A 20,511-nucleotide genomic window follows, 5' to 3' on the forward strand; every position below is an offset into this window, starting at 1 on the left:
TAATGGCGGCCCCGCTTCTGGCTGCCACTCTTGCCGCATGAGGAACTTTTGCATGCCCCGCCTCGATCAGCTGCTCGTTTCCCAGGGCCTGGCCCGCTCGCGAACCCGCGCCCAGCGGCTGATCCGCCACGGCCGGGTCAGCCTGGCGGAGAGCGGAAAAATACTCAGCAAGCCCGGTGAGAAGCTGCCCGAGGGGGTGCGCCTGGCGGTGACCGAAGACCCCGAGGAGCGCTACGTCTCACGGGCGGGGCTGAAGCTGGAAGCGCTGGTCGCAGCGCTGGAGCTAGACCTGACGGACCGACTGGTGCTCGACGTGGGGCAGTCCACCGGCGGCTTCACCGACTGTGCCCTGGCCTTCGGTGCGCGCCATGTGATCGGTATCGAAGTGGGCCACGGCCAGCTAGACCCGGAGCTGCGTGGCGACCCTCGCGTGACCTGCCTGGAGGGGCTCAATGCGCGGGCCATGCACGACGAGCCGCGCCTGCACGACGCCCTCGCCGCTCAGAGCGCCGCGGCCCCCGATATCGTCGTGATGGACGTCTCGTTCATTTCGCAGACGCTGATCCTGCCCCAGATCGCCCAGCTGCTGCGCCCCGGCGGCGAACTGCTGAGTCTGGTCAAGCCGCAGTTCGAGGTGGGCCCGGGCGGGATCAATTCACGCGGCATCGTCTCCGACCCGGCCCGCTACGGCGAGGTGGAAGCCACCGTTCGCGCCTGCTGCGCCGAGCACGGACTCGACGTTCGCCACTGGCAGGAGAGCCCGCTGGCCGGCGGAGACGGTAACCGCGAGTTCCTGCTACACGCCGTCAAGCAGTGACGGCGTTGCTCAGCGTCCGCCATCCCCGCCGTCGCTGCCGCCGATATCGATATCGCCTGGGTCGCCCCCCGCGCCGGGCGGCGGATGACGAGACACCCTACTGGACTTGGGCGATACACTTTTGACTTTTCTCTCTTCGCCATCCTCCCGGTGCAACCACACCTCGAGCTGGTTGAAGGCAATGCTGATGCCGTTTTCGGCAAACAGTTCACCCACCCGGCAGTTGAGCTCATCGGTGGCGTAAAGCCGATCGCCCAACGCGTTGACGAAGACCCGTAGCTCGAAGTTGAGGGTACTCTCGCCATAGTCCATGAAGAATACCTGGGGTTCGGGATCGCCCAGCACCCGGGGGTTCTCCTCGGCCGCCTGGTAAAGCAACCGATGCACCAGCACCTGATCGGAACCGTAGGAAACACGGTAGCCCAGCACCACGCGGGTGATGGTGTCCGACAGCGACCAGTTGATCAGCTGATCGGTGACGAAGGTCTTGTTGGGAATGATGATTTCCTTGCGGTCGAAGTCGGTCACCGTGGTGGCACGAATGCGGATCCGGCTCACCGTACCGGTGAGGTTGCCCAGGGTGATGGTGTCGCCGATACGCACCGGCCGCTCAAACAGGATGATCAGACCCGAGACGAAGTTGGCGAAGATCTCCTGCAAACCGAAGCCCAGCCCCACGCCCAGCGCCGCTACCAGCCACTGCAGCTGGCTCCAGGCCACGCCCAGGGTGGCCAGCGCCACCACCAGCCCGGTGCCGACGATGGTGTAGGAGAGCAGCGCCGAAATAGCGTAGGCGCTGCCCTGCTTGAGCTCCAGCCGCGACAGCACCATCACTTCGAGCAGGCCCGGCAGGTTGCGCGCCATCACCAGGGTCAGCACGAAGATCAGCAGAGCGGCGAAGATGTCGGCCACCGACAGCGCACTGGTGACGAGCTCGGCGCCGACGCCTTCGCTGGCTTCCCAGATGGCGATCTCATTGAGGTAACCCAGCACCGTCAGCAGATCGGACCATACCAGGTAGAGCAGCACGGCGAAGCCGAGCAGCAGGATCAGCTTGGAGAGACGCAGCGACTGCTGGTTGATCTGCTCCATGTCCAGCGGCGGCTCCTCCACCACTTCCAGCCCCCCTTCGGCGCCCTCCTGGGCCTGGGCGCGGCGACGCATCAACGCACGCTTGAACGCCAGCCGGCGCGCCGCTACCGCCAGGCCGCGCACCACTGTGGCCTCGACCAGGATCCACATCGCCAGCAGATAGAGGGTGATGACGAAGCGCCCGATCAGGCTCAGGGCGGTATATTCGTAACCCGACACGATCAGCCCCGCCAGCACCAGCGGCACACCGGCCATCAGCAGGCCCAGCACCAGGCGGAACAGCTTGACGCCGAAGAACGGGGTGTGGGCCATGATCAGTCTGGCCAGCAGCACGCTCATGGCCAGCAGGCCGACAAGCAGCAGCAGCAGGGCAATGGGCCGCGACGAGAGATCGATCTCGCCATCCAGTGCCAGGGTGGAAACCAGCAGCACCGGCACCAGGGCCACCACGAGCCAGCCCAACAACCAGCGCAGCCGCGCCACATAGCCCGAAGGCCAGTAGAAGTGCTTGGTCGCCACGCCATCGCGTACCAGTAGGCGACGCGACCAGGCAATGAAGCCCCAGGCCAGCGACAGATGCAGGAACGCCTGGCCCAGGCCAGAGGCGATTCCCGTGCCGATGCTCGCAAGCGAGATGCCGATACCGGCCAGCGTCAACGGGCCGGGAAGCGCCAGCAAGGCATTGAGACCGATCGCCTGGGGCGTGTGCGCCTGGGAATCGCTGCGCAGCCGACCGATCTGCTCGTGCAGCATAGCCAGACGACGCTGAATGCGGCGGCGCAGCCCCAGCAGCAAGACCGCCACGAGCACCAGCGGCGCTCCCGACAGGGCCTCGGCTCCCGGCATGCGCCAGTGCACCGGCAGCACGCCGCGCCATTCGCCACGCTGCAGCTCTTCGGTCACATTGGCCGGCAGCTGACGGAACCAGGCCAGGTCCAGCGGCCGGGTATTGGCGATCCAGAACAGCTGCTCATCGATGGTGGTGCGCAGCTCCCGGGTGGTTTCCAGCAGTTGCTGCTGATTGAGCTGCAGCTCGATGGCCGCGCTGAGCAGGCTGCCATAGGTCTGCTCGAGCTGATCGACGAGCTGACGGCGCGAGTGGTAGAGCCCCTGGAGGGACTCCACCAGTCCCTGAGTGACCTCGACACCGGCCTCCTCGAGGCGTTGGTTGGCCAGTCGCTCGCTCTGGCGCAAGGCATCGCGCTGGCGCACCAGGTCGAACTGGCGCAGACGCAGGTCGGCGATTTCATCCTGCAGGCTGCGTCCCGGATCGACCTGAGGCAAGGAGCGTCGCTGCTCGCGCAGAATGCGCGACAGCAGCAAACTGCCGCGAATGGCTTCTATCTGCTCGTTCAAGCTGCGCTGCAGCTGACGTACGTGATCGAGCTGACTGCGTATGGCCAGGCTCTCGCGCACCAGACCGTTGTGACGGTCGTTGGCCCGCAGCAGTTCGAGGCTGAGCTCGCGGTTGACGTGCTGAGCGCGCTCCAGCACCGGGTGTCCGGCCTCGAGCAGGGGGTCGTCGCGAGCGGCATCGGCAATCGCCTGCTCCGAGGCGATGCGCCGTTGGCGGTCGATCACCCCCTGCAACAGGGCCAGCTCCGACTCCTTGCGCGTGACCTGCTGGGTGAGCAGGTCGCGTCGCTGCTGGGTCAGCTCCCGCAGGCGGGTGTTGCTGCCCAGCTCGCGCTGACGCAGCCGCAGCGTACGCTCGGCAAGGCGCCGCTCCACCTGCAGCTGCCACAGCCGGGGCGAGTCCTCGCTGACACCCTGCGCCTCCAGCGTATCCAGCGCGCGGCGGGTGCGCTCGGCCGTCTGCATCGCCTCGGCTATGGCCTGCTGGGCCCGCTCCGGCAGCGTCTGGGCCGCCAGCAACTGGGAGTTGACGTCGGCCAGGCGATCCTGCAGCTGCTGCAGCTCGAACACTGATTCCTGCTGGCGATACTCCAGCTCATCCAGCGGCGTGTCGTCGAGCTCGGCAATCGAGCGGTCGAGCTCAGCCTCCTCTTCCTGCAGCAGTTCCCGCTCCAGGCGCAGCAGCTCGGCGGGCGCACTTTCGAGCCGCTGCTCCAGCCCCTCGATCCGCTCCTCGATCCCTTGCAGCTGTTCCAGGGCACGCAGCGTCGCCTCGAGGGCCTCGACATCGCGCTGCTCGGCCTCGCTCAGGCTCTCTCCCTCTTCGGGACGCAGCTCGACCAGGCGCTCTTCCACTGCCTGGCGCTCGGGCAGGGCATCTTCCGCCAACGCCGATGTAATCAACAGAATCCAACAGCAGATCAGTAGACACAGCGCCTGGCTGGCACGTCGGAAGATACCGGCAGCGGAGTAAAGCGTGACGTTCACGAAATTCCTCGTAGCAGCGACCCTCGTCAGAACGAGGCTCAACTGGTGCAATAACATGACAATAGCGGCGCCAGCAGTTGACTTGCCAAGGCGACATGGTAGAAACGGAAGCTCAATGCCTCGCTTCGAGTTCCTCCATGACCATCCGTTCCCTTCTTTTCGCCAGCGCCGCCGTGCTAGGGCTGCTGCCCACCTCCGCCATGGGCGAGGCCGATGCCCAGCGACAAGCGCTCGAATCTCGCATCGAAGCGTTGAGCGGCGAGCTGGAGGCATTGCGGCTTCAGCTCGACGCTCTGCCACCAGAGGACGACCCCCTCTATGCCGAGGTGGATGACCCCGTGCTGGAAGAGATCGCCCAGCGCCGTCAGCTGGAGCGGGAATCGACGCGCAACCCGCTGGCCATTACCATGCACCGGCGAAATTACCTGTTTCCCCTGAGTTATACCACGCATCCCAACCAGGTGGCCTTTCGCGACGTCTATGCCGACGGCAGCCCCAACGATCTCGAGGTGAAGTTCCAGTTCAGCGCCAAGGTCAACCTGCTCGAAGACATCCTGGGCACCACCGGGGATCTCTACTTCGCCTACACCCAGCGCAGCTGGTGGCAGGCCTACAACACCGATGCCTCCTCGCCCTTCCGCGAGACCAACTACGAGCCTGAGGTGTTCGTCGATTTCGACAACACCTCGCGCTTCCTGGGTTGGACCAACACGCGCAACCGGGTGGCCTTCAATCACCTCTCCAACGGACGCTCGATGCCGCTTTCGCGCAGTTGGAACCGCATCTACCTGGAGAGCATCTTTCAACGCGGCGACTGGGCAGTGGCAGTGGCACCCCACTGGCGCATTCCCGAATCCGACGGCGACGACGACAATCCCGACATCGACCGCTACTGGGGCTATGGCGACGTGACCGTGGCGCGCCGTTTCAACGGCGACCAGGAGGCCAGCGTCATGGTGCGCGGCAACCCCAGCCCCGGCAACATGGGCACCCAGGTGGACTACTCCTGGCCCCTGTTCGGCAACATCCGCGGCCATGTCCAGTACTTCTACGGGTACGGCGAGAGCATGATCGACTATGACCACCGCAACCAACGCATCAGCGTCGGCTTCAGCGTCAATCCGCTGTTCACCGGCGCCGGTGGCGTGCGCTGACTTGCCACAGGAGCAGCGTTGATCTCATATCAGCGAGTGCTATGCTGAGGCTGTCATTCATCGTCAGAGGAAGACTGTCATGGCAACGCGCACCCCGCATACCGATGAAACCACTCGGCAACTCAAGGAAGACCTGCACCAGCTCACCCGCACCATCGAGGAGCTGGTGCACGCCACCGCCGACGATTCTCGCAGCAACATCAAGGAGCTGCGCGAGCGCGCCGAGCAGCGACTGAAGGACACCCGCGACCGACTCGAAGCCCGCGGTGAGCGGCTCTATGGCGAAGCACGCGACACCATGCACCAGCAGGCCGACGCCTGCGACCGCTACGTGCACGAGAATCCCTGGACCAGCATCGGCATCGGCGCTGCGGTGGGCGTCGTCATCGGCATGCTCATCGGACGCCGTTGATGGCTGCAAGCGAAGGACCGGCGCAACGCCTGTTCAGCATCGCCAAGCGAATTCTGGCCAATCTGGTGGCGACGGGCGAGACGCGTTTGCGCCTCGCCGTTCTCGAACTCGAAGAGGAGCGCGCCCGCCTCGTCACGCTGCTGCTGATGCTCGGGCTCAGCCTGCTGCTGCTGCTGCTGGGCCTGGGCATGCTGACCCTGCTGGTGGTGGTACTGTTCTGGGACACCCACCGCCTGGCCGCCATCGGCATCAGCGCTCTGGTGCTGCTGGGTAGCGGCATCGGCATGGCACTCTGGGGCATGCGCCTGGCGCGCCGCCATACCCTGCTCAAGGAGACACTGGCTCAGCTCGCGCTGGACCGTCACCTGATGGAGGAGCCGCGTGACACGCCGCAACGTTGACGCCTCAATACCCGCTGCCGCGAGCCGTGCCCAGCGCAAGGCCGAACTCATCGCCGCCATCGAACGGCAGCGTATCGACCTGCTGGTGGAAGCGGAGCGCTGGAAGCACGGCACCCTGGGGCTCAATGCCGGCTGGCAGCAGCTGGAGAGTCTCAAGCCCTTCATCAAGCACTACCGGGGAGCGGCTTATCTGGCCGGGGGCGCCCTGCTGGTCGCTGGCTTGCGTCATCCTCGTATGCTCGTTCGGCTGACCAGGCAAATCGCTGCCGGCGCCCTGCTGCTGCATCGGGCAAGGCACCTGCTGGAGCGGGTTCGCTGAGCACCTAGGATTAGTCAAACGGAACAGGGCTTCGAAAGGCGGTTCAGAGCTGCGCTTCGGCCCTATGCCTATGCTTTCCCCCGCTCGGTACCCATCGCATCCAGCTCTCGCCACGCTTCAAGCGCTTGTCGATGAACTGACGCGTCTTGCGCTGCCCTTCGCTGGTATCCCTTGCCCACACCGTCAGCGCCGCCACAAACAGGCTGGTCAAGACCACCTCTTCGAGCTGAGCGCGACGCGTGCCGTAACGGGCTTCCAGACGTGCCGCCTCGCGCAGCCATTGCACGGTGCGCGACAGATCGAACACCAACGGTACCCAGGTGTGCGGATGCGGCAGATGCGCCTTGGTCCGGAGCATCTGCACGGTAACCCGGCGATGGGCGGCGAAGGTGTCGAACCAGGCCTGCAGGCAGTGCTCGATGCGCACCCGCTCCGGCCAGTCATCGAAGGTTTCCGGCTTTTCCGCCAGCATGGCGCGCCAGCCCCGCTGGAACCACGCATTCGCGACGGCATCCATGTCGCGAAAGCGTTCCAGCACCACTGACATCGGCAGCTCCAGGTTGCGTGCCACATCCGAGAGCCGCACCGCCTGCCAGCCGCGCTCCTCGGCCTGACGCACGGCCTCGTCGACGACGAGATCGGCAAATGCAGAGGCTTCGGACCGGGAAGAGTCCTGTATCGCGATCATGGTCATGGGTGGCCCTCGGCTTCCAGCATGGTTCTGCTTGCAGCATAGCCCGGTTTACGGGTGACGCCATCAGGCCGCCCGCTCCAGATAGTGGATGCAGAATAGCGCATCGCGATCGGTCCAATGCGCACACGGCTCGAACCCGGCGCGCCCCGCCAGCTCGACAAATCCGGCCACGCTGTACTTGTAGGAATTTTCGGTGTGAAGGCTCTCGCCCTCGGCGAAGAAGAAACGCTCCTCGGCCAAGCGAATGGCCTGGTCGCAGCGACTCACCAGATGCATTTCGATGCGCGATTCGACTTCATTGTAGAAAGCGAGATGGTGAAACCGCGACGGCTCCACCTCGGCCTCGAAATCACGGCGCAGCCGCTCCAGTAAATTGAGGTTGAAGGCCGCCGTGATGCCGGCAGCATCGTTGTAGGCGGCGTTAAGTATCGCCCGATCCTTGATCAGGTCGACACCGATCAACAGCCCGCCGCCGGGTGGGAGCAGCTGCGCCAGCCCCACCAGGAACGCCTCGGCCTCTGCGGGGGTGAAGTTACCGATGCTCGAGCCGGGAAAGAACGCCACCGGACGCTCTCCCGACAGCCCCTCGGGCCAGCACATCGGCTGCGAGAAATCGGCGCAGGCCGCATGCACCTCCAGCCAGGGGTAGTCGGTGGCCAGGCGGCGCGTGCTGTCGAGCAGAAAGTCCCGTGAAATGTCCACGCCCAGATAGCAGGCCGGATGCAGCGCCTCGAGCAGTAGCCGCACCTTGCGGCTAGCGCCGCTGCCCAGCTCGATCAGGGTCGCGTCGCGCCCCACGGCCTCGGCGATCTCGCTCGCAGCAGCACGCAGAATCGCCTCTTCCGTGCGGGTGGGATAGTACTCGGGCTGCTCGCAGATGGCGTCGAACAGCTCCGAGCCGCGGCGATCGTAGAAGAACTTGGGCGAGGTGTATTTCGGCGTGGCGGCAAGCCCCACCATCAGCTCCTGGCTCAGCGAACCCGCCGCCGCCGGTGAGTGCTGGTCGTGAAAAGTGACGAACGGGTCCATGTCATGCCTCCCTGGCCAGGCGGAAACCGGAGAACGCCCAGCGGGCGTGGGGTGGGAAGAAGTTGCGGTAGGTCGGGCGAATGTGATCGCTCGGCGTGGCGCAGCAGCCCCCACGCAGCACCATCTGTCCCGACATGAACTTGCCGTTGTACTCGCCCAGGGTGCCGGGCAGCGCCCGAAATCCCGGATAGGGCCGGTAGGCGCTGCCGGTCCACTCCCATACGTCGCCGAACAGCTGAGCCGCGGCACTGCCCCGCGCCGCGGCGGCCAACGGCTGCAGGTGGTCGCTCTCGACGAAATTGCCGCCCATGGATGCGTCCCGGGCCGCCACCTCCCACTCCGCCTCGCTCGGCAGCCGCGCCCCGGCCCAACGCGCATAGGCATCGGCCTCGAAGAAGCTCACGTGCACCACCGGCGCCTGCGGGTCGACCGGCCGCAGTCCGCCCAGGGTGTAGTGGTACCAGCCCTCTTCGCGCTTCACCCAATACAGCGGCGCCTGCCAGCCGGCCTGGCCGACCTGCTGCCAGCCATCGGAGAGCCACAGCGCCGGGCGGGTATAGCCGCCGTCTTCGATGAAGGCCAGGAACTCGGCGTTAGTCACCGGTCGATTGGCCAACTGGAACGCCTCGAGAAACTGCCGGTGCAGCGGCCCTTCGTTGTCATAGGCGAAGCCCGTTTGCAGGTCGTGGCCGATCTCGCGAATGCCGGCGGCATGCTCGAGCCAGGCCAGCTCGTCCGGGATCTCCTCCTCCTGAGGTGGTGCCAGGTCGTCGCGGTAGGCCGGGCACAGCGGGTTCTGGGCCAGGATGTGCTTGATGTCCATGAGCAGCAGCTCCTGATGCTGCTGCTCATGGTGCAGCCCCAGCTCGACGCGGCGGACGATCTCCTCGGCATGCTCGGGTGGCGGCGACTCGAGCAGCTCCGCCATGGCCGTATCGACATGGGCACGGAAGCGGTACACCTCGGCCACCGTGGGGCGCGACAGCGTACCGCGACTCGGCCGCGGAAAGGGCACGCCGTGGGTCTCGTAATAGGAGTTGAAGAGGTGGTCGTAGATGGGGTCGAGAGGTCGGTAGCGGGGCTGGAAGGGAACGAGAATGAACGCTTCGAAGAACCAGGTGACGTGGGCGAGATGCCACTTCGGCGGGCTGACGTCATCCATGCTCTGGATCACGTAGTCCTCGGTGCACAGCGGCTCGCACAGCCGCTCCGATGCCTGGCGTATGCGCTGGTAGCGTCTCAGCCACTCCTTGGTGTGCAGGGTATCGGGCGTATCCAACTGCTGGGGGGAGGCCAACTCATGAGCTAAGGGGGGCATGGCGCACTCCTGTGACGAGCCACATCCGTGACGAACCATCCAGACGAACAGTTTTAACCAGCGTAGCAGCGACACCAAGACAGCAAGGTTATCTTTCGTAATGGGCCTGACGTTACGGTTTGAAAACTGAAAACTTCTTCTGTAGCGTATTAGACAATAGTCAAATAAGTACATTAGTCGCGACGACTACCTGACGCAGGGCATACCTCGAACAAGGAAGAAGAGATATGTCCAAACCAAGCGTCGCCTTGGTGGTGGGTACCCGCCCAGAGGCGATCAAGATCGCGCCCTTGGCACACCGCCTCCGTGGGCGAGACGATATCGAGTTACAGCTCTGCATTACCGGTCAGCATCAGGAGATGCTCGAACAGGTACTTGAGCTCTTCGAGCTGCCCGTCGCCGCTCGCCTGCCCGTTCCACAAGGCAGCTCTCTCACGCGTCTCACGAGTGAGATGATGCGGGAACTGGACGGCTACTTTCACGAGACCTCCCCCGCCCTGGTGGTGGTACATGGCGACACCTGCACCTGCTTCGTCGCCTCGCTCGCCGCCTTCCATCTGCAACTGCCGGTGGCACACGTCGAGGCAGGTCTGAGGTCCGGCAACCGCCACTCCCCCTGGCCGGAAGAAAACTATCGGCGCATGGCCGACACACTGGCGGAACTGCACCTGGCTCCCACCCCGGCAGCCCGGGACACCCTGCTGGCCGAAGGGCTGCCGGCCTCCCGTATCAGGGTCACCGGCAATACCGTGGTAGATGCTCTGCTGTGGATGAAACAGCGTATCGACGACCACCGGTGGCGCCCCGACCACACCTCACCGCTGGCCTGTCTGCAGCCTGAGCGCAGGCACGTACTGATCACGAGCCATCGTCGGGAGAGTCATGGCAACGGCCTGCAGAGCATTTGCCGTGCCGTCGCCAGACTCGCGTCACGCCATACCGACGTCGACTTCGTCTTTCCCGTGCACCTCAACCCAACCGTGCAGCAAGCGGTGTACGGTGAGCTGAAACATTACCGCAACGTGATATTGACTGCGCCGCTGGACTATCGCCACCTGGTGTGGCTGATGATGCACGCCGAGCTGATCCTGACGGACTCGGGCGGTATCCAGGAAGAGGCGGTGACGCTGGGCAAGCCACTGTTGATTCTGCGCGACACCACCGAACGACCGGAAGCCCTGGCGAATGAAGGTACCAGGCTGGTCGGCACCAATCCCGACGCTATCTACGAATGCGCCCACAACGTGTTGGAGTCGCGCCTCGAACTCGCTCCGACAGACCCGAGCTCCTCGCCCTACGGCGACGGTCAGGCCGCCAGGCGGATAGAGTCGTTCATCGTAGAGTGGCTGGCAGGCCGCACGAGAAGGCCGGCCTCATGACCTATTGGCTCATCGATTCGCTGGCTTATCTGCTGTATGGCCTCAAATGGCTGGCCATTTTTCTGGCGCTGATCATGCTGATCCTCGGCCTCGACGACCTATTCATCGATATCGTCTACTGGATGCGGCGGCTCAAACGCCGCCTGGGTGTCTACCGGCACGAGCCCCGTGCCAACGAGGCACGTCTTTACGAAGCCAAGGAGCAGCCACTGGCCGTGATGATCCCCGCCTGGCAGGAACAAGGGGTCATAGGCGAGATGGCACGCCTCGCGGCACACCATCTCGATTACGAGAACTATCAGATCTTCGTTGGCACCTACCCCAACGACCCCGACACCCAGCAGGAAGTCGATATGGTGTGTCTTCAGTTCGGCAACGTTCACAAGGTGGTCTGTGCTCGTCCCGGCCCTACCAGCAAGGCCGACTGCCTCAACAACGTGATCGATGCCATTCTGCGCTTCGAGCAGACGGCCGGTATCACCTTTGCCGGTTTCGTGTTGCACGATGCCGAAGACGTCATTTCACCGCTCGAGCTGCGCCTGTTCAACTACCTGCTGCCGGCCAAGGATCTGATTCAGGTGCCGGTCTTTCCGTTCGTCCCTCGCGCGCGCAACTTCAATGGCAGTCATTACATCGACGAGTTCGCCGAGTATCACGGCAAGGACGTGACCGTGCGCGAGGCTCTCGCCGGTCAGGTGCCGAGCGCCGGGGTGGGCACCTGCTTCAGTCGTCGGGCGATCCTCACCCTGCTCGAAGAGGGCGACGGCATTGCCTTCGATACCTGGAGCCTGACCGAAGATTACGACATCGGCTTTCGCCTCAAGCAGAAAGGGCTGGGCGGCATTCTTGCCCATTACTCGGTGAGCGACCCTCAGCTCTCCCCGTTTCGCGAACGACGCTGGGGCACCAGCAAGTTCACCAGCAATCTGATCTGCGTGCGTGAGCATTTCCCCAAGCGCATGAAAGCCATCGTACGCCAGAAATCGCGCTGGATAACCGGGATCGTCTTCCAAGGCACTCGCAGCCTTGGCTGGCGCGGTGGCCCCGCTACGCTCTACTTCCTGTGGCGCGACCGTCGCGGCCTGATCGCCTATCCGATCGGGCTGCTGGTGAACCTGCTTTTCCTGGTGCTGCTGACCCTCTGGGTCAGCGCCTGGCTGCTGCCCGATGCCTGGCGCTTTCCGCCGATACTTGTCGGCGACCTGCTCTTCTGGCTGCTGGTGATCAATGGCGTTCTGTTGCTCAACCGGCTGCTGCAGCGTTGCTTCTTCGTCACCACCTATTACGGCATCCTTCAGGGTCTACTCTCGATGCCCCGCATGATGTGGAGCAACTTGATCAACTTTCTGGCCAACCTTCGCGCCTTTCGCATCTACTTCGCTGCCGGCAAGGAGCGGCGCCTGGCCTGGGACAAGACCACCCACGAGTTTCCGGTACTGAGCGATGCTCGGCGCGAGCCCATCGGCAGCCTTCTGGTCGCCAAAGGGTTCATCGACCGGCAGACCCTGAACGAGGTGCTGACCAGTCCGCGCCAGCGCCGCCTGGGTCGCGAGCTTCTTCGCCGGGGTCATATCACCAGCGCCCAACTGGCGGAAGCTCTCGCCGAGCAAGCGGGACAGCCCTGGCAAGTGCTCGACCCGTTCGCGCTGCAGCGGGAAGTCATCGCCCTTCTGCCCGCCAAGCTCGCCCTGCGCTACGCAATACTCCCCATTGCGCTGGAGAAGGGTGCGTTGGTGCTGGCCAGCGAGGATCCGCTCAGCCCCGTGGTGCTCGGCGCCATCCGCCGCCAGATCCGACGCGACGTCGGCTATCGCATCGTGCCCCAGGGACGCGTCACGGTCGGCCTGCGCTACTGGTACTTGCATCAAGAGATGCCGCAAGCCCTGTGTTCAAGCACCGCGGACCCGGCACGTGAGGGCGAAGAAAACGCACTGATGGAGACCTATTGCCGCCACCAATTGCTGCTCGGTGAGCTGATTCAGGAGCGTGGCCACCTGCCCGCCCAGGTGCTGAACCAGGCGCTGATCGACTTCGATCCCGAAAGCGGTTCCCTCGGCCGCCATCTGCTGCAGAAGGGGCTGATCAGCGAGGCCACGCTGGACGAGGCCATCGCAGCACAGAAAAAGGAGCAGGCCGCAGCGATGGATGTGCTGCGCCAGCAAGGAGAACAATGAGATATTCGCTGCTTGTTGGGCTACTGCTATTGCCCAGCGTGACCGACCTGAGCGCCGATGAGCTCAGCGACTTCGAGACATTTCGCAGCTATCCGTTTCTCGACCGCGGTTATCGCGAGGCGGAGCGCGACGACTGGAGCGAGGTGGAACGTACCATGCGTCATCTGCTGGAGCGAGTGCCGCACCACCAGGAAGCGCGGCGACTCCTGGTTCAGGCCTTGACCGAGCAGCATCGCCATGCAGCCGCCGAACTGGAAGCTCTGCGCCTACCTGAGGGAAATGACGCTGAGGCCTTGCTGGAGCTGCGCCTGGCCTGGATCGCACACGACCCGCCCGACCGCGAACGTATTCAGGCATGGCTGGACGAGGCCCGCGCGGAGACACATACAAGACTCTGGCTGGCTTACGCACAGGCACTGGAAAGACGTGAGGGAACCACAGAGGCTCTAACGTGGCTCGAGGGCATCGATCCTGCTGCGGAGGAGGCGCCGCTACGGCGCTGGCGCGCCAGCCTGGCCGAGCGGCTCGGAGATTGGCCTGGAGTGGAACGTGAGCTGACTCCTCTCGCCGGACGCGGCCAGCTCACCGGTGATGATTGGCAGCGCTTGCTGCTCGCCCACCTCGACGCCGGCAACCTGGCTATCGCCGATGCCATGCTCACCGATGCCCCGGACCCGGAGCACGCCCGTGAAATGCGCCTGATCGCCAGCCAGCGCGCCATTGCCGGCGATGTGCATGAGCGCGCCAAGCAGTGGCTGCTGGAACTGGGCGACATGCAAACATTGAGTGATGAACAACAGGCGAGTCTGCTCGAACTGGCCCGGGAGACTCGCGATCTCGAGCTATTTGCCACCCTCGGTCGTGACACCGGCATGCCTTGTCTCGACCGGGCTCAGTGGCTGGCCAATCACAGCAACGCTCGGGCTCGTCAGGAGCTCGCCGACTGCCACCCCGAAGAGGACCCCAAGCAGTGGCTGGCACTGGCTCAGCAATTGAAAACCACGGATGTGCTTCTGAGCACTACCCTCCAGGCCCCCTACGAAACTCAGCGCCAGGCGCTGCTGGTACATCTGTGGCAAGCGCGTGGCGATACCCGGCGGGCACGGCACTGGCTGGCCGAACAGCCGCAGGGAGCATTCGTCTTGAGGCAGCGCGCCGAGCTGGCCCAGCAGGCGGGCGAGACAGTACTGGCCGCTGACCTCTGGGAGCGCCTGTACCAGCTTGATGGCGATCCGAGGGCAGTCGACCAGGCTAGCTTCCTGGCCCTCGACCAGGACCAGCCAGACCGTGCCCTGGCACTCCTCGAGCCGGCATTCGACAGACACGGCGCCAGCCTGCCACACAGCGCACTGGCGCGCCTGGCCTCACTCTATGCCAACCCCGACCTCACCTGGTCACCACAGCGCGTCGAAACCCTGCTGCCGCAGCTGGCGGAGGGGCCACGTCGGCATCTGCTCGTGAGACTGGCTAACGACGACGCCTGCGATCTCGTCACCAGCAGCATCGGCGACAGACCAACCCAAGCCGGCGAATGGCACGCGCTGGGCGTCTGCGCCATGCCGGAGAGACCCGGAGAAGCGGTGGTGCACTATCGTCAGGCCATGGCCATGGGCGATACGGATAGCCAACTGCCACTCGCCTATGCCCTGCATGCAGCTGGTGATGCCCCTTCAGCCTATGCCATATGGCAGACATACACACCGGAGTCGCTCGATGCGACTGCCGCCATGGCCGCCTCCCGCAGCGCTCTGGCCGCCGGTGAGCCGCACCAGGCAGAGCGCTTCTGGGTGCAAGGCGAACCGCAGTTGGGCGAAGACTGGCAAACGGGAGCCGAGATTGCACTTTCCCTGGGCAACGAGGAAGCGGCTTGGCACCGTCAGCATCGGGCCCTGGAACACGATCCCGGCGCGCAGCGCTTCTACGCCGCGGCGGCTACCGCTCGCGCACTCGGCGACAAGGCCCAGGCCAGCGCGTGGCTGGCCGAGGCGGCCGAGCGGGCCCCCGACAACCCCGTCTACCGGCTCGACCATGCCCTGCTGCTTGCCGCCAGCGAAGACGAGGCACAGCGGAAACGCGCCCTGCCCCTGCTCGAACAAAGCCTGGCGGCATACCCGGAGGACCACCGGCTGCGTATTGCCTTGGCCGCCCGCCATGCCGAAACCGGCGACAGCTCGGCGGCACGCCTGCAGTTACGTGAAGGCATCGATCTGACACAGCGCCCCCTGCAAGTCGAAGACGAGACACCCACACAGCTGGCACAGCGTCGCTACGAAATGCGACGCCAGCATGAGGCACTGTCGCGGCGCAGCCGTGTTTCAGTGGCCGCCACCACATCGCCGTCAGCCATAACGGCGGATGACCGAACCGGTGGGAGTCAGACGACGACCAGCCTGCTCTGGGATCATCTTTTGGATGAAGCGCAAGCAGGTAAAGGACGCGAACTCGCCCTCTATGGGCGTTTACAGCAGGGCGGCTCATTGGATGGCGACGATCGCCTCGGAACCGGCATCGGGTTGCGCATCAAGCCACTTGCCGAGAAGAATCTCAACCTCAGCGCCGAACTCTTCCACGAGCGAAGCCTGAGAGGTGACGAGAGCGAGACATTGACCGAACCGCTGTTGCGCATGACGGCCAGCTTCTTCGACCAGGGCGAGTACCGCAACGACTGGCGCGTCGACGAGACGCGCTGGCAGGAGCGTTCGCTATACACCGATCTTGCCTGGTGGACACGCTCGGGCAACAAGAGCGCCCTGGCCCGCTATCGCCATGGCCCGACGTACAAATTGCCAACGGAGAGTGCGCAGACGCTAAAGCCCTACGTAATGGCGCAAGCCAGCGCCAGCGAGACCGAGGGGTGGCAGCACGATACCCGTGCCGGGATAGGGCTGCGCTGGCAGCGCTGGTTCGATGAGGACCGCTACAATGCCTACCGCGGCAATGTCACCCTGCGTCTCGAATATCAACAATCGCTTGGCGGCGAACTGCACCGTAACGAAGACGGCGTCATGGCCGGCCTGGAGATCAATTTCTGATGCGATCAACGCCCGTGATACTGGTTCTGCTGCTGGCACTGTCGACACACGCCGATGAGCGCCTTTTCTACCAGCCGCACAACAGCGACGCCACCCTCAGCGAGAGCGAGTGGCAAGCCCTATGGCGCAGTACGGTTGATCACGGCGTGGATACCCTGATCGTACAGTGGACACGCCACGGCGATGACGACTTCGGCGGTCGCAATGGCTGGCTGGCGGCGGCCTTGCATGCCGCCCAGCGTGAAGGATTGGAGTTGATATTGGGCCTGCGCTACGACCCCGAGTACTATCGCATACTCCCGGATGACCGGCGCTTCGCCAGCTACTGGTATCTACAGTCGAGCCACGCCCTGGAACAGCATGAGGCTCTTGGAGCGTGGGGGCTCGAAGTAGCAGGCTGGTACATGCCACTGGAGCTGGACGACTATCTGTTCGAGAATCCGGCAACCCGGGCTGAGCTCGAAACCCAGTTGCAATCGCTAGCCTCATACCTCGACCGGCCGCTGCACATCAGCGCCTTCAGCGGTGGCATCCTGTCCCCCGAGGTCTTCGCCAGTTGGATGGGGGAGCTGACAGACGCCGGCATCCAGGTCTGGTGGCAGGATGGCCACGGCACCCAAGCCTTGCCTCTTCCGGTCAGGCAGGCCTATGCCGAGGCCCTGGACTGCCGCATCGGCATCGTGCGCGAAGCCTTCGTCCAGGTCAGCGAGCCGGATGCCCCTTTCCAGGCACAGCCAAACCATCCCGCAGAGGCACCCGCTTGCCATCCGAGCGCCGTGTTCTCGCTGCGCTATCGACCCTGGGCCAGCATACTGCTCGACTCTGAACCCGATGCGATGACGGCACCGCTAGAGTGATTGGCCACAAGCCACGCCCGAGGCCCAGGCCCACTGGAAGTTGTAACCGCCGAGCTCGCCGGTCACGTCGAGCACTTCGCCGATGAAGCGCAGCTGCGGCAGCCCCTCGACGCTGAAGTCCTTCGATGAGATCGCCGTGGTGTCCACGCCGCCCAAGGTCACCTCGGCGGTACGCCAGCCCTCGGTTCCTGCGGGCTTGAGCCGCCAGGCCCCCAGGCGCTCCTGCCAGGCCTCGATGCGGGAGTTGGAGAGCTCGGCCAGGGTGGGGTCTTCGCCGTGCCACTCCACCAGCGCCTGGGCCAGACGGCGCGGCAGGCGTTCGCCCAGCCAGGTGGAGAGCTGACGTCGCGGTGCCGCTTGGCGCGCCTCGGCCAGTGCGTCGGCAATGTCGAACCCTGGCAGCAGGTCGACCTCCAGTTCGTCGCCGGGCTGCCAGTAGCTCGAGATTTGCAGCATGCCGGGACCGGAGAGGCCGCGGTGGGTGAACAGCATCGGCTCGCGATAGCACCGCTGCCGCCCCGGCCCCAGGCGCTGGCCTTCACGTATCGCGCTCACCGCCACGTCGCAGCTCACCCCGGCCAGATCGGCCGCCCGCGCCTTCCACTGTGAGGTCAAGGTGAACGGCACCAGCGCCGGACGCGTCTGCGTCACGTCGAGGCCGAATTGACGGGCAACGTCATAGCCGAAACCGGTGGCACCCATGGTGGGAATCGAGAGCCCGCCCGTGGCGATCACCACCGCGCCCGCTTCGATGCGGCCGGCAGAAGTGGCGAGCCGCATGCCCTCACCCGCCCTCTCGATGCGCTCCACGGTGGTCTTCAAGCGCAACTCCACCCCGGCCCACTCGCACTCGGCGAGCAGCACGCCGAGCAGATCCTTGGCCGAGTGGGCACAAAACAGCTGGCCCGGCGCTTTCTCCACGTACTCCACGCCGTGGCGCTCCACCAGCTCGACGAAATGCTCGGGGCGATAGCGCTTCAATGCCGAAATGCAGAAGTGAGGATTGGCGGAGAAGAAGTTGGCCGGGCCGGTGGCCAGATTGGTGAAGTTGCAGCGCCCGCCGCCCGACATGAGGATCTTCTTGCCCGGCTTGTTGGCATGGTCGAGTACCAGCACACGCCGCCCGGCGTAGCCCGCCGTGAGAGCACACATCAGTCCGGCGGCGCCCGCGCCGATCACCACCACATCCGCTTGCATGCTCACCTGCGTCGCCCACCGGGTTGCCACTTCGAGGCTGCGCATTCTAGCAGCTGTAAGCGGGCAAACCCACGGCGGGAGGATCGCCGCCTCGTTAGTGTACTAGGTTTACTGAGCCAACAGAAGAAACATCATTCCAATAAGTTAGAGGCTTGACGATGACGTATCCGAAGAAGGCACTGTTGACCAGCTCCGTTGCCCTGGCATCACTGCTGGCCGTAGGAGCAACTGCCGTAAATGCCGACGACTTTCCCAGCCAGCCGCTCACCATGGTGATCGGCTTCGGCGCGGGCGGCAGCACCGACATCCAGGGCCGGGTATTGGCCAACGTACTGGAAGAGGAACTGGGCCAGCCGGTCAACGTGGTGAACCAGCCCGGGGCCGGCATGGGAGTGGCCCTGACCCGCCTGACCAACAATACCGACGATGGCTATACCTTCCTCTATGGCCCCTCCTCGCCGCTGACCTTCGCCCCGCTGGCGATGGAGACCGACTATGAGCTGGACGATTTCCGCTATGTCGGTGCGGTCTCCCTGGCCCAGGCCGGCTTCGTCACCGGCGAGGATCGCCCCTTCGGCGACAGCTGGGAGGAGCTGGTGGAATACGCGCGCGAGAACCCTGGCGTGAGCTATGCCACCCAGACCGCTCAGGACCGGCTCATCATCGACTATATTGCCGAACAGGAAGGACTCGATCTGCGCATCGTGCCTACCGAAGGCGGCGCCGGCATGGCACCGCTGATTCTCTCCGGCGACGTCGATTTCGCCTACAGCGGCGGCACCCACTCGGGCTATGCCGACAGCGGCGAGATGCCGGTGTTGCTGAGCCTGGCTGCCGATCGCCTGGTGGCCTTTCCCGATGCCCCCACCCTGGTGGAAGCCGGCTACGACATCACACCGGGCGACATCCTGATGGCCGTGCTGCCGCATGACGTATCCGATGAGCGTGCCGAGCGGCTGGCCGAGGCCCTCGAGGCGGCCACCCAGGACGAGCGCTTCATCGAAGTGACCGAAGAGCGCTTGCTGCTGCCGGTACAGTACATGAACGAGGAAGAACTCACCGACACCCTATACGAGCAGCGCGATGCTTTCGCCGCACTGATCGAAGAGATGGGCGGCGTGGAAGAGTGACTGACCCACGAGACCGGCTCCTCGGAGCCGGTCTTATTGACTAGAAAAGTAATACTTCAGCCTGAGAAATATCACCCAGATATTTCCTCGCCATCTATTACATTGGCTAAGACAACCCATCACAAAAGGTTACACGCCGACATTACTAATAAACAAGAGCAAAGTAGGCCTCAAGAACTAAAACACATAAAGTAACATACGCAAGGGACTCAGGAGGGACACCGCTCATGTCCGCTCACGCCTACGTACTCATCGTATTACGCACACTGAATGAGCCTGAAGAAAGAGACTATGTGGTTGCACTAAGGCAAAAGGGTTATCGCATCGAGTTCGTCGGGGCAGAGCAGGACCCGCTTCCGATTCTGCTCTCTAATCCCCCCATCGTTGCCTGCTTCGAGTATGACTACCCTGATCTGAAGGGCCTTACCGATCTCAGACAAGCCAAGCAGCACGCGGCCTCGGTGCCCCTGCTGATGATCACCCAAGCACACTCGGAAAGCCTGGCGGTGTGGGCCTTTCGCACTCGAGTTTGGGACTACTTCGTACAGCCCGTCGACCTGGCCAGGTTCATAGGCGTGGTGGCCAGCCTTGCTCAGTTACGATCGCTCAATCCCGGCTCGCAAGAACGTAAACAGGCGACCGCCGTCGTCAATAGGATTCCGCCCGAAGCGCGCTTGCGCTGCTGCACGACCAGCAGCCAGCAGATCCAATTGGAGCGGGCCATCAGCTATATCGAGCAGCATTTGTACCAGAAGCTGGCCCAGGCGGAAGTGGCAGCGCAGTGCGGTATCACCTCGTTTCAACTCAGCCGACTGTTTCGCAAGCTCACCGGCAACACCTTCCAGGGATTCCTGCTCGAGCGGCGCATCGACGAAGCCAAGCGATTGCTGGCCAATCCTCGCACGTCCATCACCGATGTCTGCTTCAGCGTCGGCTTTCGCGATCTCTCCTACTTCACGCGAACCTTTCAGAAGCATGTCGGCCATACGCCGACACACTACCGTCAGCGCTTGCACCTTCAGCCACCCGCCAGCGCCGCTGTAGTGGAACCGATGCCGATAAATCCGTACGACAAGCTGACCCCGGCCTCTCGCCCCTTGATCAGCACCAACCAACTGCAAGACTCAACCTGCCCCCAGGTAGTCTCGCCCTGAGCCACGGGA

The 20,511-nt window shown here is 64.2% G+C and carries 16 protein-coding genes; 11 read left to right on the forward strand and 5 right to left on the reverse strand.

The window, feature by feature from the left end; all coding sequences use genetic code 11:
• Positions 1–52 precede the first annotated feature (52 nt).
• Positions 53–817, forward strand: coding sequence for a TlyA family RNA methyltransferase (locus HOP59_RS12760; RefSeq protein WP_234254186.1), 765 nt, complete (start codon positions 53–55; stop codon positions 815–817).
• 9 nt (positions 818–826) lie between these two features.
• Here HOP59_RS12760 and mscK read toward each other — a convergent pair whose 3' ends face one another.
• Complete coding sequence (gene mscK, locus HOP59_RS12765; protein ID WP_234254187.1) at positions 827–4,252, reverse strand: mechanosensitive channel MscK; 3,426 nt, start codon at positions 4,250–4,252, stop codon at positions 827–829.
• Positions 4,253–4,389: 137 nt separating this feature from the next.
• On the opposite strand from mscK, the gene HOP59_RS12770 reads away from it, so the two are divergent.
• The 4 genes from HOP59_RS12770 (at position 4,390) to HOP59_RS12785 (ending at position 6,538) form a co-directional block, all read left to right on the forward strand.
• A complete protein-coding gene (locus tag HOP59_RS12770) occupies positions 4,390–5,406 on the forward strand; it encodes a phospholipase A (RefSeq protein WP_010627874.1) in 1,017 nt (338 codons plus the stop codon).
• A 79-nt stretch (positions 5,407–5,485) separates the two neighbouring features.
• Entirely contained in the window at positions 5,486–5,818 is a 333-nt protein-coding gene (locus HOP59_RS12775) for an ElaB/YgaM/YqjD family protein (RefSeq protein ID WP_010627873.1), read from the forward strand.
• Positions 5,818–6,219 carry a phage holin family protein gene (locus HOP59_RS12780; protein WP_010627872.1) on the forward strand — a complete coding sequence of 134 codons (402 nt, stop codon included), beginning with the start codon at positions 5,818–5,820 and terminating at the stop codon, positions 6,217–6,219. Before HOP59_RS12775 ends, HOP59_RS12780 begins: the two co-directional genes overlap by 1 nt.
• Complete coding sequence (locus HOP59_RS12785; protein ID WP_010627871.1) at positions 6,200–6,538, forward strand: YqjK family protein; 339 nt, start codon at positions 6,200–6,202, stop codon at positions 6,536–6,538. Before HOP59_RS12780 ends, HOP59_RS12785 begins: the two co-directional genes overlap by 20 nt.
• Before the next feature lie 43 nt (positions 6,539–6,581).
• On the opposite strand, the gene HOP59_RS12790 is transcribed toward HOP59_RS12785, so the two are convergent.
• The 3 genes from HOP59_RS12790 to egtB all read right to left on the reverse strand — a co-directional run bounded on the left by HOP59_RS12790 (position 6,582) and on the right by egtB (position 9,579).
• Positions 6,582–7,232, reverse strand: coding sequence for a ubiquinone biosynthesis protein COQ9 (locus tag HOP59_RS12790; RefSeq protein WP_234254188.1), 651 nt, complete (start codon positions 7,230–7,232; stop codon positions 6,582–6,584).
• Between the two features lie 63 nt (positions 7,233–7,295).
• On the reverse strand, positions 7,296–8,261 hold the full coding sequence (gene egtD, locus HOP59_RS12795; protein ID WP_234254189.1) for an L-histidine N(alpha)-methyltransferase: 966 nt from the start codon (positions 8,259–8,261) through the stop codon (positions 7,296–7,298).
• Between the two features lies 1 nt (position 8,262).
• Positions 8,263–9,579 carry an ergothioneine biosynthesis protein EgtB gene (gene egtB, locus HOP59_RS12800; protein ID WP_234254190.1) on the reverse strand — a complete coding sequence of 439 codons (1,317 nt, stop codon included), beginning with the start codon at positions 9,577–9,579 and terminating at the stop codon, positions 8,263–8,265.
• Between the two features lie 227 nt (positions 9,580–9,806).
• Between egtB and wecB the strand changes: the two genes are divergently transcribed.
• Genes wecB through HOP59_RS12820 form a run of 4 tightly spaced genes read left to right on the forward strand, consistent with a single transcriptional unit; the run spans position 9,807 to position 17,021 of the window.
• A complete protein-coding gene (gene wecB / locus HOP59_RS12805) occupies positions 9,807–10,958 on the forward strand; it encodes a non-hydrolyzing UDP-N-acetylglucosamine 2-epimerase (protein WP_234254191.1) in 1,152 nt (383 codons plus the stop codon).
• Positions 10,955–13,132: a glycosyl transferase family protein gene (locus tag HOP59_RS12810; protein WP_234254192.1), complete on the forward strand. Its 2,178-nt coding sequence runs from the start codon at positions 10,955–10,957 to the stop codon at positions 13,130–13,132. The genes wecB and HOP59_RS12810 overlap by 4 nt, the downstream gene beginning before the upstream one ends.
• A complete protein-coding gene (locus HOP59_RS12815; protein ID WP_234254193.1) occupies positions 13,129–16,164 on the forward strand; it encodes an NfrA family protein in 3,036 nt (1,011 codons plus the stop codon). Before HOP59_RS12810 ends, HOP59_RS12815 begins: the two co-directional genes overlap by 4 nt.
• Positions 16,164–17,021: a DUF4434 domain-containing protein gene (locus tag HOP59_RS12820; protein WP_234254194.1), complete on the forward strand. Its 858-nt coding sequence runs from the start codon at positions 16,164–16,166 to the stop codon at positions 17,019–17,021. Before HOP59_RS12815 ends, HOP59_RS12820 begins: the two co-directional genes overlap by 1 nt.
• Here the strand turns inward: HOP59_RS12820 and HOP59_RS12825 are convergent.
• A complete protein-coding gene (locus HOP59_RS12825; protein WP_234254297.1) occupies positions 17,013–18,218 on the reverse strand; it encodes a BaiN/RdsA family NAD(P)/FAD-dependent oxidoreductase in 1,206 nt (401 codons plus the stop codon). The two genes, HOP59_RS12820 and HOP59_RS12825, sit on opposite strands and share 9 nt — an antisense overlap.
• A 158-nt stretch (positions 18,219–18,376) precedes the next feature.
• Here HOP59_RS12825 and HOP59_RS12830 point away from each other — a divergent pair, with 158 nt between their 5' ends.
• Positions 18,377–19,348 carry a Bug family tripartite tricarboxylate transporter substrate binding protein gene (locus HOP59_RS12830; RefSeq protein WP_234254195.1) on the forward strand — a complete coding sequence of 324 codons (972 nt, stop codon included), beginning with the start codon at positions 18,377–18,379 and terminating at the stop codon, positions 19,346–19,348.
• A 227-nt stretch (positions 19,349–19,575) separates the two neighbouring features.
• Positions 19,576–20,502, forward strand: a complete 927-nt coding sequence (locus HOP59_RS12835) for a helix-turn-helix transcriptional regulator (RefSeq protein ID WP_010627865.1) — start codon at positions 19,576–19,578, stop codon at positions 20,500–20,502.
• Positions 20,503–20,511: the final 9 nt, after the last annotated feature.

This window comes from Billgrantia aerodenitrificans (assembly GCF_021404405.1).
GTDB classification, from domain to species: domain Bacteria; phylum Pseudomonadota; class Gammaproteobacteria; order Pseudomonadales; family Halomonadaceae; genus Halomonas; species Halomonas aerodenitrificans.

What these genes read in the sequence shown, in the direction of transcription:
- HOP59_RS12760 (WP_234254186.1), top strand. Translation starts at nt 53, where the DNA reads ATGCCCCGCCTCGATCAGCTGCTCGTTTCCCAGGGCCTGGCCCGCTCG.
- HOP59_RS12770 (WP_010627874.1), top strand. Translation starts at nt 4,390, where the DNA reads ATGACCATCCGTTCCCTTCTTTTCGCCAGCGCCGCCGTGCTAGGGCTG.
- HOP59_RS12775 (WP_010627873.1), top strand. Translation starts at nt 5,486, where the DNA reads ATGGCAACGCGCACCCCGCATACCGATGAAACCACTCGGCAACTCAAG.
- HOP59_RS12780 (WP_010627872.1), top strand. Translation starts at nt 5,818, where the DNA reads ATGGCTGCAAGCGAAGGACCGGCGCAACGCCTGTTCAGCATCGCCAAG.
- HOP59_RS12790 (WP_234254188.1), bottom strand. Translation starts at nt 7,232, where the DNA reads ATGACCATGATCGCGATACAGGACTCTTCCCGGTCCGAAGCCTCTGCA.
- egtD (WP_234254189.1), bottom strand. Translation starts at nt 8,261, where the DNA reads ATGGACCCGTTCGTCACTTTTCACGACCAGCACTCACCGGCGGCGGCG.
- egtB (WP_234254190.1), bottom strand. Translation starts at nt 9,579, where the DNA reads ATGCCCCCCTTAGCTCATGAGTTGGCCTCCCCCCAGCAGTTGGATACG.
- wecB (WP_234254191.1), top strand. Translation starts at nt 9,807, where the DNA reads ATGTCCAAACCAAGCGTCGCCTTGGTGGTGGGTACCCGCCCAGAGGCG.
- HOP59_RS12810 (WP_234254192.1), top strand. Translation starts at nt 10,955, where the DNA reads ATGACCTATTGGCTCATCGATTCGCTGGCTTATCTGCTGTATGGCCTC.
- HOP59_RS12815 (WP_234254193.1), top strand. Translation starts at nt 13,129, where the DNA reads ATGAGATATTCGCTGCTTGTTGGGCTACTGCTATTGCCCAGCGTGACC.
- HOP59_RS12820 (WP_234254194.1), top strand. Translation starts at nt 16,164, where the DNA reads ATGCGATCAACGCCCGTGATACTGGTTCTGCTGCTGGCACTGTCGACA.
- HOP59_RS12825 (WP_234254297.1), bottom strand. Translation starts at nt 18,218, where the DNA reads ATGCAAGCGGATGTGGTGGTGATCGGCGCGGGCGCCGCCGGACTGATG.
- HOP59_RS12830 (WP_234254195.1), top strand. Translation starts at nt 18,377, where the DNA reads ATGACGTATCCGAAGAAGGCACTGTTGACCAGCTCCGTTGCCCTGGCA.
- HOP59_RS12835 (WP_010627865.1), top strand. Translation starts at nt 19,576, where the DNA reads ATGTCCGCTCACGCCTACGTACTCATCGTATTACGCACACTGAATGAG.